Origin of the sequence: Bilifractor sp. HCP3S3_D3, assembly GCF_052063915.1 — a bacterium.
In the GTDB taxonomy this organism is placed as follows: domain Bacteria; phylum Bacillota; class Clostridia; order Lachnospirales; family Lachnospiraceae; genus Bilifractor.
Genome location: NZ_JBQHWP010000020.1, coordinates 1 through 15,025 on the forward strand (window position 1 = coordinate 1; position 15,025 = coordinate 15,025).

Below are 15,025 nucleotides of genomic sequence, written 5' to 3' on the forward strand. Positions count from 1 at the left end.
GATATACGCTAACAAACATATGAACGTGGTCAATGTGACATTCCATTGCAAGAATATCGATATGATGTTTTTGACATTCCGCAGAAGTTAATGCCTTGAAACGTTCTTCTAGGCCTGGAATATTAAAGATCTTTCGACGGTATCTTGGACAGAACACCAAGTGATAGTGAATCAAGGATACGGTTGTTTTGGTTTGTTTATATTCATTCTTCATGTGTATATAATACAATATTTTGTACACATATTCAATCAAAACAATTTGCGCTATGCCGCTATCATCCCACGGTTGAAACCGTGGGCTTTCTCGCTAAATTATTTGTAAAAAACTAACCCATAGTGTCCGAAAGGCATCGTCTGCCTCCCGTTCATCCTATGCGCCATTGCATTTTTACTGCATGAGCTCTTCGAAAACGCAGACAGGATCGTCACGCGCGAAGCGTGTGTAAGAGACTGGATGCGATTTCGAAGGCAACAGGTATGAGGATGAAGCGCGAACGCGCGAAATCCGAATATGCGCGGGCAGTGAGCCACATCCGCTCACACAAAGTGTGAAGCGGTGGGGCGAACGCCGCGACAGACCGACGAAGTCGGTCACCTGTTGGATTGCGTGAGTGCGAAGCACGCAGCAATCCATCGCTTATGCACATTGTAGTGCCCCGCCTGCGGGGCATGACGGTTTACTGCATGAGCACGGAGCAGCTTCCGCACTCCGTGCCCCCATTTTAGCATTATTGACTCTGTTTGAAAACCATCGGTTAGCATTATTGGCTTTGTCTGAAAATCATCGGTTAGCATTTTCGCGTAAAAAAAGTTCCAGAGGCCCCTGCAGGCTTCTGGAACTTTTTTCTATTTGGCCTCATGCCGCATCAAACATGCCGCATCAAATGATTCAGCCCCCGAACGGGAATCCGAATCCATAGCTGTACCCGCCGTTTCCGGAATTATCGGAGCTGTCGGAATCGGAGCTGCTGCCGGAGTTACCCGTGCTTCCCGATCCGGAATCTCCGGTAAGAGCTTCCACATCACTCTTGCTTCCCAGAGTAACCTTGGCAGAACCCTTGGTATACTTTCCGTTGTCCGATCTCTGATAGGTGATGGTCACGGTGTCACCAGACTTATGATATCTCAGCTGTGTTGTCAGATCGTCTGTTGTGGAGACGGATGTTCCGTCAACCGCCGTGATGACGTCCCCCTTCTGCAGTCCTGCCTTTGCCGCCGGGCTTCCGTCCGGGACACTCGTCAGACAGATGCCCTCCGGCATGCTGTATACCTCAGCGTACTGTTCGGTTACATCCGCCGTGGAAACCCCGAGATATCCTCTCTTATCATCACTGTAGGTCGTCTTTGTGGTTTCATTCATGAGCTTTTCAAGAATCGACTCCGCCTTTGCCGTCGGGATTGCGTATCCCATGTTGTCGACGGAAGCTTCCCCGCTCGAGGAAGAGCTCTTCGCCTCATTGATACCGATCAGCTCACCCTTCATATTCAGAAGAGCACCGCCGGAGTTGCCCGCGTTGATCGCGGCATCGGTCTGAATCAGACCGGTTGACTGCGTCGTCGTGCTTCCGTCCGAGAAGCTGAGATCACGGTTCAAGGCGCTCACATATCCGGAGGTTACAGACTGTCCATATCCGAGAGCGTTACCGATGGCAACAACCTGATCGCCAAGCTGTACATCATCGGAATCGCCGATGGTAATCGCCTTGATCTGTCCGAGAGTATCATCACTCAGATCACTCTTTTTGACTGCTACCAGTGCGAGATCATTGTCCGAATCCGTGCCCTTGATCTGGCCTTCCACAACAGAATCATCGGAGAATCCTACAGAAATCGTCGTCGCGCCGTCGATAACGTGATTATTGGTGGCAATCAGAACCTCATCATCCGTAATTCCGACGATGACACCTGTTCCTGCGCCTTCCACCTCATACTGCTGGGATCCGCCGAAGAAGCTCTGCATCTGTTCTACCGACATGGTTGAAATCGTAACCATGGAAGGCATCGCCTTTGCCGCCACCTCCGAGACAGTCAGATCTCCACTTGAAGAGGAGGATGACGATGTGCTGCTCTCGCCGGAATCCGAAGCCTTTGTTAGTGTAGCGGTCTGTGTCGCAGCCGATGCCGAGGTTGAAGAAGAAGTTGTATTCAATGCCGAGGCTCCGGCATTTACACCATAGGTCACGGTTCCGGCGATCAGTCCAAAGACAAGCGCGCTGGCGATTACTGTTCCCCATCTGTGTCCGCTCCCGTTCTTCTTTGCCGCCCTTGCCAGCCTGCGGCGTTCCCTCCGGTTCAGCTTCTTATTCTCGTTCCCATTCTGCTGAAAATCATTCTGTCCATTGCTATTGTTGTTATTGTCATAATAACCGTTATTGAATTCACTCATAATATTCACCCTTTCACCATTCTCCGCCGCCTGGTCCGCAGAGCTTTTGAATTCCTGCCCGATCTCTTCGTTTCGATATTCATAGGATTCGATATTCAGCCGCTTCGTATCAAGCCCTGCAGCGTTGAATTTTTTGTTCTGTATATCTTCCTTACGATTTATATAGTATCGAAACTCTGTGATCTAATTTTGTGAATTCTGTGTCTCATTTTTGATGAGATTGTGATGAAAGTGTGATGCTTGCCATATGTGCGTTTACTGTCCCGGACCGCAACGCACCGATCCGCTCTAGGCAGTTTGCCCGGTCCAGGTTCGGCTGATTCAGAATATATGAGCCCTACAGGGCAGATCATTCCGGATCCCCTGATGATAGTATAACGCCTGATCATTCATGACCGCCGGACAGTGCAAGGTCTGATCATTCACGATCACTGTGAGGCTACTTTGGAGAGGAAGGTCATCTTCGACTCGTCGCCTCCCGTCAGCATCAAATGGACATCGGTGATAAACTGCCCGACGGTATCCGTTGCCTGGTACATGGATTTTCCCACCTGCCATACATTTCCATCCCTGACAGCCTTGAAATCGGCAAAGGTATTGCTCTTGTCGATCAGATCCTGTACCGATCCAAGCCCGTTTTCGATGGCTCCGTTGTAAATCAGATAATCCGCCTGGTTGGCTTTATTGTAAAATTCTTCCATGGAAAGGCTGACCGATACACTGGAGTCCTCTCCGCTGTCGAGATCCGCAAAAATATAGTCACCGCCGCCCTCCTTTATCATGTTGGCGATATAATCATTGCCGGAACGAACAGTCACTGTGCCATCTGTTCCCACCGAGAAGAAGGCCACCGTTTTTCCTGTGTTCTTCTCTCCCTCCAGATCCGAAATAACCTTCGTCTGCTCCGCAAAATGAGCAAACGCTTCATCCTCTTTATTTACCATTGCCCCGTAAAGCTTGATCCATTCTGTACGGCCAAGCGCTTCGGGTTCATAACTCGATCGGTCGATAAACACCGGAATACCGATGTTCTCAATCATCTCCTGCACTTCCGGGTTATGCAGAATCATCGTCGATTCAATGGCAAGATCGCAGTTTTTCTCTACCATAGTTTCATAATCCGGCTCATTGTATTTTCCCGCAAAAATAATGGATCCGTCTTCCATAGCCTTTCGGGCCTCGTCAATCGTCCAGTCATCCGCCTTGATCCCGCACAGAGTAATAACATCCAGACTGTCCAGCGCGCAGAACAGAGACATGGCAGAAGTTGCCGCCAGATATATATTCTGCGGCTGTCCGATTACGGTAATGTCATCAGACAGTCCCTTCGGCGCTTCCTTTCCGTCAGGCACCAGAAGATAATCTCCGCTCTTTGGAACGGAAATCAGCTTATAGCCGCCCTCATAATAATATACGTTAAAACAGGTCGCATACTGAAGCTCCATGGTGCCGGTATACGTCAGTCCGTCTATGTCCGGAGCGTTGTCCGGGTCGCTTACCGTCTGCAGTGTGGTTGCTGCCTCCGCCGCTTTTGCAGAAGCGGCATCACTGCTTTGTGAGTTTACCACCGACCCGGAAACAACGCTGTCCGCTGCACTTCCCGATACTCCCGATACAGTGTCCCCGGAAGCCGAACCGCATCCGGACAGCAGCATCACCGCCGACAGAAATACCGGGACCCATCGTCTCCATAATAAGTTTGTCTTCTTCATAAATAAAATCCTTTCTTTTGCTACAGGCGGAAGCCGCGACACACTAACGAAGCCGGTCACCTGTGGCATCCGCGGGCGTCGCGAAGCAACAGAGCAGCTGGCTTTATGCAGTTTGCCGCACCCCGCTTGCGGGGCATATTGGTTTGACTAATCGTGTATTTTTCTTATTTATTATAAAGGATTGTCGGTGAATTACAACTGATGGACAGCTGACAGCAGAGAAATAGCCAATGTGTATGGGCAGCAGATCGGCGCCGCATTACCATCGGCACCGCAAAACAGCCAGACAGGACCAAATGCCTGTCTGGCTGTTAATAAATACTCCACTCGAAATAGACATCTCTATGGATCTTCATGCTCCAGAGAGTACGATGCGTGATGAATGAGATTAATAGATCATTCTGCGAATGGTAACGATCGGCTCAAATGCCGGATTGCTCTGAGTGATGATTCCGAGAGACTCATCCGCCGCATGAACGATCATGTTGTTTCCGATATAGATTGAGGTATGGCTTCCGTAGTTGATAACATCACCGGGCTGCATCTCACTGTAAGATACGGCAATGCCCTCATTCGCCTGTGTATAGGTCGTACGGCTCAGCGAAATACCGAAGTGTGCGTATACCTGCTGAACAAATCCGGAGCAGTCACATCCGTTTGTCAGTGAAGTTCCGCCCCATACATAAGGATTGCCCACAAACTGAAGCGCATAGTTCACAACATCCTGACCACTTACTCCGCTCACTGTCGAAGCCGAAGAGGAGGCACCGGATGAAGCAGAAGATGAAGCAGAAGAACTGCTGTCATAGGAAGTATTGCTGTCCGCAGCACTCGTGTCTGTGGTAGTCGTGGTACTTGTGTCTGCAGTACCGGTATCTGCAGCGCCTGTATCTGTAGAAGAGCTGTCAGCTCCCGCAGAGGTATTCGCGGATGATCCGCTGGACGCCGCGGAGGTGTTCGCTGTCTGGGAAGCTGCCTGCTGTGCTGCGGCCTGCTGTGCCGCCGCCTGCTTCGCCGCAGCCTCTTCCGCTGCCTTCTGCTGTGCTTCCTGTTCAGCCTTCGCGTTCTGTGCAGCTTCCTTCTGGGACTGCAGCTCGGAAATCTGCGCGTTCTGCTCCTGAATCAGAGCGTAATACTCATCTGCCTTACTCTGAGCATCCGAAAGCAGGGAATCGACATCCTCTCCTCTCGCCTCTGCGTCTGCCTTCAGCGTTTCCAGATTTTCCTTTGCTCCCTCAAGCTCCTGCTTGGAAGCTTCCAGAGAAGATTTCTGAGCAGTCTCCTGAGCCTTCAGGGTCTTCACCTTGGATACGGTCTCAGTATATGCCTCCAGCTCCTCTCTGTCGTACTTATAGAGGGACTTTGTATTGTCTACATTATCAAGACCCTCCGAAAGGCTGAGACTGCCGATCATGACGCTCGCCCATCCACTGTCTCCGCCCTCCTCATAGAGGTACTGGATTCTCTTCTTCATGGCCTGATACTGTGTATCCTGATCTTCCTCAGCCTTCTCCAGATCCGCTGTCGTCTGTTCCAGCTCTTTGGTCTTCTGCTCGATCTGATCATCCATGGAAGAGATGGAAGCCATCGTGATGACGATCTCCTGATCATATCCATCGATCTCGCTCAGGATCTGCTGTTTGTCAGCCTCCATATCGGAGATGGAGCTCTGTATGTCCGCAAGATTCTGATTCGTCTCTGCCTGCTGATTCTGCAGATCACTGATCGCGTTATCCGCATTCTGAATCTGAGTGTCGAAATCATCCGCACTTACAGGCAACGGCTGTGCGCCAAGCATGGCGACTGCAACTCCAATTGTAAGTAAACGCTTAAATCTGACCTTCAAAAATATAACCTCCCTGCGCTTAAAACTTCAGGCGCATTTTTGTAATCTTCTTGTTACACATTCTGTAATCTTTTACAATATTATCACAGGCCTCAAAAAAATGCAACGGAGTAATGCGTATTTTTTACAATTTTGTTACAAACTATGTGTATACGGGAAATATACGGGCTTCCGCGTCCGGATTTATTCGTGACAAATTTTTCGGAATGATCTATAATATAGTTAACTGTCCTGTCGTAAACAGTGTCAATCCAGTAAGTCATCTGAGGGTAGTGGATTTCCACCTAAAGCAAGCGAAAGGATATTATAAATACAGTAAGCCACCTGAAGGTAATGGATTTCCGCCCAAAGCAAGCGAAAGGATTTTATATATGAAAAAAGTCATGCTGGTTTTCGGTACACGTCCGGAGGCGATCAAGATGTGCCCGGTCGTCAAGGAGCTGAAGACACGCAGTGATTTTCAAACCATCGTCTGCGTCACCGGTCAGCATCGGGAAATGCTCGATCAGGTTTTATCCATTTTTCATGTAACACCTGATTACGACCTCTCCATCATGAAGCAGGGCCAGACCTTATTCGACATAACAATCTCGATCCTTGACCGTTTTCGTTCGGTTCTCGAAACAGAAAAGCCTGATATCGTACTGGTTCACGGAGATACCAGCACCGCTTTCGCCGCATCTCTAGCCTGCTTCTATCTGCGGATTCCGACAGGCCATGTAGAGGCCGGCCTTCGCACCTATGATCTGTTCTCCCCTTATCCGGAGGAATACAATCGTCAGGCAATCGACATCTCCGCAGATCTCCTTTTTGCCCCTACTGAGCTTGCAAAACAGCATCTTCTCAACGAACAGAAGGATGCCTCCAAAATATATGTAACCGGCAACACCGCCATCGATGCTCTTCAGACCACTGTCCATTCCGGATATTCTCATCCGGAGCTCGACTGGGCAAAGGGCTCCCGGCTGATTCTGATCACCGCTCACCGGCGGGAGAATCTGGGTGAACCGATGCGCCACATGTTCCGCGCCATTCTGCGGGTTATCCATGAGCACCCCGACGTAAAGGCTATCTATCCGATCCATATGAATCCGGTCGTCCGCGCCGCTGCCGATGAGATTCTTGGCGGCTGTGACAGAATACACCTGATTGAGCCGCTCGATGTGCTTGATTTCCACAACTTCATGAATGCATCCTACCTGATCCTCACCGATTCCGGCGGCATACAGGAGGAGGCTCCGTCTCTCGGAAAGCCGGTACTGGTCATGCGCGACACGACAGAGCGCCCAGAGGGCATCGAAGCCGGAACTCTGAAGCTTACCGGCACACACGAAGACACCATTTACCGGGAATTCAGCCGTCTTCTCTCCGATCCGGACGAATACAAGGCCATGAGCACTGCGTCCAATCCCTACGGAGACGGACATGCCAGCAAACGCATCGCCGATATCCTGACAGATTTTCTCACATAGAGTGTGCGGTTGGCATTTCTTAATAATAAAGGCAACATGCAGAAATGATCCGAATCATTTCTGTATCAATATTGCACCCAACGGGTACAAGGCAGCTTGTACCTTCCTGGGTATTCTCCCCTAACCTTGAGGGCCCGGCGTTTTAGCGCCGGGTCCTCTCTTATTTACGCGAACAGTGAGCCGCAGCCGAATGCGAAGTATTCGTGTGCGGCGAGCGTCGCGATAGCGCACACGCGTCCGTCATCTCTGCTCACTCAACAGCACACACGCGTTTGTCATTTCTGCGTCTTTTTCAGTTTCTGCTTCACCGTCTTCCGCACCAGGTCAGTAAGATAATGATACTCTTCCGTTCTTCCGTAAACCACCCAGTACACCACGAGAGTGATCACGATGCTCAGAATTCCGCGAAGGATAAAGCCAGCCCATGATTCCGCGGATACGCCGAGCGGAATGCGAAGCATAACGAAGGAACATCCCGCGATGATACCCAGACAGACGATATAGTTCAGGTAAAACGAAACCGGAGACTTCCGGAACCCCTTCGTATAGAGAAGCCACGGATCATACCAGGTAATTGTCAGCACGCGGCTGATGATGGAGCCGAGAAATACACCGACCAGACCAATCTGCTTCACCAGAATAATCGAAGTCACCAGATTCAGGATAGCATTCGCCACCGCCCGGTATTTGCCCTGGACGAAAACGCCGCTTGCCTGCCGATAGATATTTGTCGTCAGCTGCATGTAATTTGTGGCGAAATTCAGAACAATAATGATCAGCACCGGCTGATCAAGCAGATAATCTCTGCCGAGCCACAGAATAATAAAAGGCTGAAACAGTACCATGAAGCAGACCGCGCAGACAGCCACCAGCATATTATTCAATAGATTCAGACAGCGGAAAGTATATTCATTGTGCTCCTTGCTGTCCAGTACATATTTATTCCCGAGGCTCGCCGTGATCGCGTTGAAAGCCTCCGACAGAATGGTCTGGATCGTCTGGATCACCAGATAGTAATTGTTGTAAATACCGACCATTACAACGCTGATGAAAGAAGAAATGATCAGGTTGTCCGTCGCGGATCCGACCGCGTTGCTCACCTTGTACAGCGCCATCGCGTAAATCCGCGAGAAAAGGTTCTTCTTCTCCTTCTCATCCAGTGCCGGCACCTTCCGGCGCAGATACGGATACTTCCGGTCCACAATCACCGAAATCACGGCATTGATCATGATGTTGCTGAAGATACTTGTGATCGTATACGCCAGAAAAGAGCGCCACACCACAAGGATCACGATCTGAACCACGTTCATCAAAATCTGACAGACATACGTCACGATATCGGAGATATATTTCTTCTGATCCGCATCCAGCAGGGTCGACTTGTAGGCGAAGAAGAGATAGGACACCACGGTCTGTATCAGGTACAGAAGATAATATTCATAAATATTGACCTTATCCGTCACCCCGGTCATGAGATTCGGGAGAAACGGAAGCAGACAGAGCCCCGCGAAGAAAATAATCGAGCCGATGACCCGGTATGCCTTCCTGTAAAAATTCATATAAGCGCAGATCAGCGGCTGATTATCCTCCGCAAGCGGCTTGTAAAGGCTGAAGGTGACCGCCGAGGAAAATCCCAGCTCTGAGATGCTCAGCAGCGACAGAATATTGGTGTACAGGCTGGAAATACCCAGAAACTCCTTGCCCAGCGTATAGACAAAAACCGTGCGGCAAACGAAACGAAGCAGATTATTCAAGAGCTGCCCTGCAATCGAGGTTCCCACATTTCGCGCCGCATTCTTCTTACGATCCATCATAAATCTCCATGATTCAATTCATCATCCGATGGCAGCGCTGCCGCGAAATTGCCATCTCAAACTGTCTGTATATCTTAACCTTACGCCCGGTAAATGTCAATTTGCCCCTGATCCGCGCCGGAATCTTCCCTGATCCACGCCGGAATCTGCCCCTGATCCGTGCTGAAATCTGTGTCAGAATCTGTGTCAGACTGCGTCCCTGAATCCCTTGAAAATTTCCTGTAACATTTTCAAAATTCCACTTTTTCCACTTCTTACGTCATTGAACGCTGCCTCGGTCTGAAGAACGAGAATTCCTGCTGTCTTCCTTTGTCTTCCGCTGTCTTCCTTTGTCTTCCTCTGTCTTCCTTTGTCTTCCTCTGTCTTCCGTTGTCTTCCTCTGTCTTCTGCTGCCTGTCACTCACTGTCAGCAGCCCTCCCGAAATCTCTCAGGATATCTCAAACAGCTCAAAATCATCCAGTCTTCTGAAAATCAAATCCTCTCCATGCGGTCCGGACTCGGGATGCGGTATGATAGACAAAGAACACATCATTTCTGCAGACACAGTGCTCTGCTCCGGATTTCCAACAGTCCTACTCTGAATTACAGCTTCTGATCGAAAAAAACTAAAGAAAGGACAGGACACAGTCATGACAAATCAGAAAAAATTACCGAAGGGAATCACCTACCGCAAAGACGGACGTTACATGTGGCGTTTTTCCTATAACCGGCACACCTACTGCGGCTACGCGGCACGTCTGGCAGATGCCGAGAAGGGGCTTCTCGACGCACGGTACCGGGTGGAAAATGGAATCTATGGCAGAGAAGGAAGCCAAACAATGGATCAATGGTTTGCTATCTGGCTCGAAACCTTCAAGGCCTCCATCAAAGAAAGCACTCGGATCAAATACCGGCAGATGTATTCCTGCCATATTCAAAAAGAACTCGGACGCATGCGAATCCGGAAGATCACGCCGGAACTCCTTCAGGATCTCCTGAACCGGGTCAGCGAGAAAGGCCTCACCGCAGCAAGCGTCAACTCCGTGCGCTCTATGCTCGCCGACCTCTTCGCAACCGCCTGCAAGCATCAGATCATCCGCGTCAATCCCATGAATCTGGTTCACATGCCCGCGTGCAAGACAGCTCTTCTCCGGAAATCCGCCTTCACCGAGGCGGAGCTCGCCGAGTTCATCCGCCGCTCCGAATCCTCCCGCTATCAGAACATATACCGCCTCTCGATTCTGACCGGTTTCCGTATCGGAGAAATTCTCGGGCTCCAGTGGAAAGACATTGACTTCGAACAGGAAACCATATGCGTGCGCCACACACTCTCCTACAGTTCCGGCAAAGGCTTCTACCTGGATTCTCCCAAAAGCGAGACCAGCAGACGCGTGATTCCGCTCCTTCCGGAATGCACCCGCATCCTCCGGCAGCAATACGACACTTCACAAACCCAGCGCAAGACACGCCCCGGATACGCCGTTCCCGAAGGATTCGAAGATCTCTGTTTCCTGACCGGAACCGGTAAACCCATCTATGCCTCAGACATCGACAAAAGCATGCGGAAAATCATCGACGACATGCGCCGGGACGGATGGCTCGACCCCGGAAAGCGCTACACCTTCCACTCCTTCCGCCACACCTTCGCCACCAACTGCACCAGAAAGGGAATGCAGATGAAGACCTTGTCCACCATTCTCGGCCACTCCTCCATCCGCATCACCATGGACATCTACACCCACATCGGCATCGACACCGAACGGGAGGAGCTTCAGCGAATCTTTCAGGTCTCCTGATACAATCGGCAGGGCTGCAAAAGCCCTGCCGGAACAGCAACACCGCGAAATAATCTTGATGAGAGTACGAAAAAGCGGTAAAGTGATAATATATATTAACAGTGTATAAGCAATTTGAAAACATAGTCAGCCTCGTCACGCGCGAAGCACGGAGCAATCCGCAGCTTATACCGTGCAAAAAAACGAAACAGTTCTTCGAAAACACAGCCGGGCCGCCTGGCGTGAAGCGTACGCAAGAGACTGGCTGCGCCTTCGAAGGCAACCGGTAGTGTGTAAGAGACCGGCTGCGATTTCGAAGGCAACAGGTATGAGGATTTTATTATGTTCAATAAACAGGAATACCATTCATTCTATGACAAGCTCGATCTCGGAATCTGCCTGATTACGGCGGATGACGCGGAAACGATCCTGTTCGTAAATACCGGAATCCTGAGTCTATACCAGTGTCCCGACGAGGACAGCTTTCTCCGCCTGACCGGAGGAACCTTCCGCGGCATGAAAGCAGATGATGAAGTCAAAACGCCTCCCCTGGCGATCATTCTCGGACAGGTACAGAAAAGTTCTTCCTTTTTCTATACCCTGCGAACGATGGGAGGCCATTTCCAGATGGCGGAAGCCTTCCTTCAGCGCCTCACCCTGGATGGTACTCCGGTATACCTGCTCCAAATCCTCTCCTCGGACAAGCTGGCTCACGTCCTCAAATCCGACGGCCTGACCGGTCTGCTCGGAAGAAATGATTTCTACAAGGCGGCACTGGATCTTTTGGACAAGAACAGGCAGGACAACATTCTGACAGAATTCTGTCCGGTATACTTCAATATCACCAATTTTCGCGAATACAACCGCAGCTACGGCATCCACGCCGGAGACCGGCTTCTGCGCAAGGTCTCGGACACATTGATCGATACCTTCCACGGACAGCTTCTCGGTCATCTGTCCGCAGATGCCTTTGCCGCGGTGCTCAGCAAAGACGGCCTTATCGAACAGCTGGAATCTGTCTGCGAAAAGATCGATTCCTACACCAACAACCGGAACATTCTCCTGAAGTGTGGAATTGTATACACGCCGGAGGATGCGGACCGCACCTGGCTGATGAATGCCTTTGACCGGGCCAAAATCGCCAACTTGTCCATAAAGACAGATGTCACGAAATCCTGCGCCATTTACACCAATGATATGGGAAAACGGCTGGAGAACCGGCTCTTTGTCATCCAGCACATCGATGATGCCCTGGAGAACGGTGATATTCGTATCTACTATCAGCCGGTTGTCCGCACACTCTCCGGGAAGCTCTGCGGTTTTGAAGCTCTGGCGCGCTGGGAAGATCCGGAGAGGGGACTTCTGGGCCCCGATATCTTTATCCCTATTCTGGAAGAAGCGCGCCTGATTGACCGTCTGGACGCCCATATCATCCGGGAAAGCGGACGGCTCATGCACGAGCGCCTGGCAGGCGGGCTTCCCGTCGTTCCGGTGTCCGTCAACCTCTCCAAGCTTGACTTCGATCTGATGGATCCTCTGGAGGTTCTCGAGAGCACCGTTGCGGCATACCATCTTTCCAGAGACTTTTTCCATGTCGAGATCACCGAATCTGTCATGGTGTGGAAGCGCCAGACCTTGAAAACCATCATTCAGAAATTTCACGACGCAGGATATGAGGTATGGCTCGATGATTTCGGGAGCGATTACTCCTCCTTGAACACTCTGCACAATTTTTCCTTCGACGAACTCAAGATTGACATGGAATTTTTCCGGAACTTCGACGACAAGAGCCGCAAGATCATCACCAGCATTGTGACCATGGCAAAAGCGCTCGGCATGTACACCCTCGCAGAAGGCGTCGAAAACGAAGAACAGCTGCAGTTTCTTCGCGAGATCGGCTGCGGAAAAATTCAGGGATTTTACTTCGGACGCCCGCTTCCCTACAAGGAAACACTCGCTTCCTGCCGCGGCAAGAACCTGTTTGCGGAAACATCTGACGAACATCAGATGTACAACGCCGCCGATCTGATCGATGTCGCCTGTACCAGCCCGGTCGCAATCGTCCGCTGCACCCCTGGACATCTTACCCTGCTGACAGCAAACCAGGCCTATCTTCACGAACTCGGCACCGTGGGCACTCATACCCTGAAGGACGCCAATCACAACCTGAGTCTCTCAAGCTATCCGATGAAATTCAAATATCTGTCCTTCATGGAGAAGGTCTTCAAGGAACACGCCGACACCATGACCTATGTCGATGATGGACAATATATGCAGATCAGCGCGATACGGATTGCCGGCAGCTCTGATAACTGGCTCGCCAGATTGTCACTCAAAAATATACAGCCCGTGCATGAAATGACCAAAGCCCAGCGGATGGACAATCTCATTCGTAACCTCACGCTCCTCTATGACGCGCTGTACTATCTGGACATGAAGAACGACCAGATCGAAGTGATCAGCTGCACGCATCCCCGGGTGCAGACAGGTCAGATTTTTCAGGATATCCGCTCTACTTTCCGGACATCTGCCGCGAAACTGATCCACCCAGAAGACAGCGAACGGTTCCTGAGTTTTATCAGTGCGGACCTCCTCTATCTGCACGCAGAACAATCGGGTCGATCAGAGGCTTCCGACCTGTTCCGCGTCAGACGCGAAGACAGGTCCTGGCACTGGACGGTTTTCTGCGCACTTGTCCTGCCAAAATCTGCCTCAAAGGATATCCTGCTCGTGGAACGGGAAGATATATGGGAGCGCCATCTCAACCGCAGCTGGCTGCTTCCCGCTTTTTTGAAAAGTTTTGGACTCACAAAGCTCCCCGACAGAGCCGGCAGACAACAGCTGGCAGAACAGAACAGCCTTCTCTTCTATGAATCCAATGCCAATGACGCAATCATGGTCGGACTGGAAGAGCCGGATCCGTCTGTCGGAATTCAGAAAACCATGGCCGTAATCGCGGAAAACCTCGGTGCCAACCGTTTTCTGATCTTCGAAAACCGGGACGGCAGCACAGTCTCCTGCACCTATGAGTGGCACAGAAGGAACCTGACCCCGCTGAAAGACAGGCTTGCCAATCTTCCGGACGGAGATCTGGAGGCTTTATATACGATTTTCCGCACCCAGCAGGTCGCCAAGATTCCGGATTATTCAACGTTCCAACGGGAACATCCGGACTTCCGCCTTCCGATCCCCCATATCCGGAACATCGTATCGGGCCAGCTGTCCATCGCGGAGCAGCCGATCGGCTTCACAATGGTGATCAACTCCTCCGACAAGACCTTCCGGACCGCAAGTCTGGTTCTGTCCACCCTCACGAGCTTTCTGTCCTCTATGATCCGAAGCCGCAACAACATGACGGAAATCGAGGAGCAGGGCAGGCGCGATACTCTCTCCGGAGCGCTCAACCGAAGAGGCCTTGACGAATATATGTCTGCTTATAACGGAACCGGTTATCTCGCCCTGTTCTCCGCTGACATCAACAATCTCAAACAGACAAACGACACCAATGGCCACCACGCCGGAGACATACTGATTCAAAGTGCCGCCGAGGTTCTGATCAACTACTCTGACCGCGACCACACCTTTCGCATGGGAGGTGATGAATTCCTCGTGATCCGCGAAGACATGAACGAGGAGCAGGCCAGAGAATATCTTTCCGAAATCAAATCTGTCATGAGCGCCTCCGGAATCGACATCGCCATCGGATTCTACGTCCACAACGGACCCGTAGGCAGCATCGATCCGCTCCTCAGCCGCGCAGACGCCGCGATGTACAGGAACAAGGCAAGGATCCATAAAGGCAGAAATTCTGTCGGCGCCCAAAACCAAAACCACAAATAACAGCGAAACCTTTGTCGGCAACCCAAAACACAAGCGAACGGCGAAGCCGACCTCCTGTAAAGGCTCCGTGACTGCACACATGAAATAAAGCGTGCAGATCACAGAGCCCTTCTTTTTGCGTTCTTATTTTTTCTTTCCTCTATTCATATCTTCCTGTTTTTATTTTTCTTTACCTTTATCGTTACGTTCATCTTTTCTTT

At 50.8% G+C, this 15,025-nt stretch carries 9 protein-coding genes; 3 read left to right on the plus strand and 6 right to left on the minus strand.

Annotated elements, in window-relative coordinates; genetic code table 11:
• The 4 genes from tnpA to ACTNDI_RS11410 form a co-directional block, all read right to left on the minus strand.
• Window positions 1-214, minus strand: a 214-nt coding sequence (gene tnpA / locus ACTNDI_RS11395; protein WP_441101100.1) for an IS200/IS605 family transposase, incomplete at its 3' end; no start/stop codon positions are given.
• A 675-nt stretch (window positions 215-889) separates the two neighbouring features.
• The gene (locus tag ACTNDI_RS11400) at window positions 890-2,386 is read right to left on the minus strand and encodes a S1C family serine protease (protein ID WP_441101101.1); all 1,497 of its coding nucleotides are present in this window, start codon (window positions 2,384-2,386) and stop codon (window positions 890-892) included.
• Between the two features lie 428 nt (window positions 2,387-2,814).
• Window positions 2,815-4,098, minus strand: a complete 1,284-nt coding sequence (locus tag ACTNDI_RS11405) for an ABC transporter substrate-binding protein (RefSeq protein ID WP_441101102.1) — start codon at window positions 4,096-4,098, stop codon at window positions 2,815-2,817.
• Window positions 4,099-4,486: 388 nt separating this feature from the next.
• The gene (locus ACTNDI_RS11410; RefSeq protein ID WP_441101103.1) at window positions 4,487-5,944 is read right to left on the minus strand and encodes an NlpC/P60 family protein; all 1,458 of its coding nucleotides are present in this window, start codon (window positions 5,942-5,944) and stop codon (window positions 4,487-4,489) included.
• Between the two features lie 371 nt (window positions 5,945-6,315).
• Between ACTNDI_RS11410 and wecB the strand changes: the two genes are divergently transcribed.
• The gene (wecB, locus tag ACTNDI_RS11415) at window positions 6,316-7,416 is read left to right on the plus strand and encodes a non-hydrolyzing UDP-N-acetylglucosamine 2-epimerase (protein ID WP_441101104.1); all 1,101 of its coding nucleotides are present in this window, start codon (window positions 6,316-6,318) and stop codon (window positions 7,414-7,416) included.
• A gap of 275 nt (window positions 7,417-7,691) precedes the next feature.
• Here the strand turns inward: wecB and ACTNDI_RS11420 are convergent, their stop codons facing one another.
• Both ACTNDI_RS11420 and ACTNDI_RS11425 read right to left on the minus strand, forming a co-directional pair.
• On the minus strand, window positions 7,692-9,227 hold the full coding sequence (locus tag ACTNDI_RS11420; protein ID WP_441101105.1) for a lipopolysaccharide biosynthesis protein: 1,536 nt from the start codon (window positions 9,225-9,227) through the stop codon (window positions 7,692-7,694).
• 257 nt (window positions 9,228-9,484) lie between these two features.
• Complete coding sequence (locus ACTNDI_RS11425; RefSeq protein ID WP_441101106.1) at window positions 9,485-9,634, minus strand: hypothetical protein; 150 nt, start codon at window positions 9,632-9,634, stop codon at window positions 9,485-9,487.
• 226 nt (window positions 9,635-9,860) lie between these two features.
• Between ACTNDI_RS11425 and ACTNDI_RS11430 the strand changes: the two genes are divergently transcribed.
• Complete coding sequence (locus tag ACTNDI_RS11430; protein WP_441101107.1) at window positions 9,861-11,006, plus strand: tyrosine-type recombinase/integrase; 1,146 nt, start codon at window positions 9,861-9,863, stop codon at window positions 11,004-11,006.
• Between the two features lie 321 nt (window positions 11,007-11,327).
• Window positions 11,328-14,825, plus strand: a complete 3,498-nt coding sequence (locus tag ACTNDI_RS11435; protein ID WP_441101108.1) for an EAL domain-containing protein — start codon at window positions 11,328-11,330, stop codon at window positions 14,823-14,825.
• Window positions 14,826-15,025: the final 200 nt, after the last annotated feature.

What these genes read in the sequence shown, in the direction of transcription:
- ACTNDI_RS11400 (WP_441101101.1), bottom strand. Translation starts at nt 2,386, where the DNA reads ATGAGTGAATTCAATAACGGTTATTATGACAATAACAACAATAGCAAT.
- ACTNDI_RS11405 (WP_441101102.1), bottom strand. Translation starts at nt 4,098, where the DNA reads ATGAAGAAGACAAACTTATTATGGAGACGATGGGTCCCGGTATTTCTG.
- wecB (WP_441101104.1), top strand. Translation starts at nt 6,316, where the DNA reads ATGAAAAAAGTCATGCTGGTTTTCGGTACACGTCCGGAGGCGATCAAG.
- ACTNDI_RS11420 (WP_441101105.1), bottom strand. Translation starts at nt 9,227, where the DNA reads ATGGATCGTAAGAAGAATGCGGCGCGAAATGTGGGAACCTCGATTGCA.
- ACTNDI_RS11430 (WP_441101107.1), top strand. Translation starts at nt 9,861, where the DNA reads ATGACAAATCAGAAAAAATTACCGAAGGGAATCACCTACCGCAAAGAC.
- ACTNDI_RS11435 (WP_441101108.1), top strand. Translation starts at nt 11,328, where the DNA reads ATGTTCAATAAACAGGAATACCATTCATTCTATGACAAGCTCGATCTC.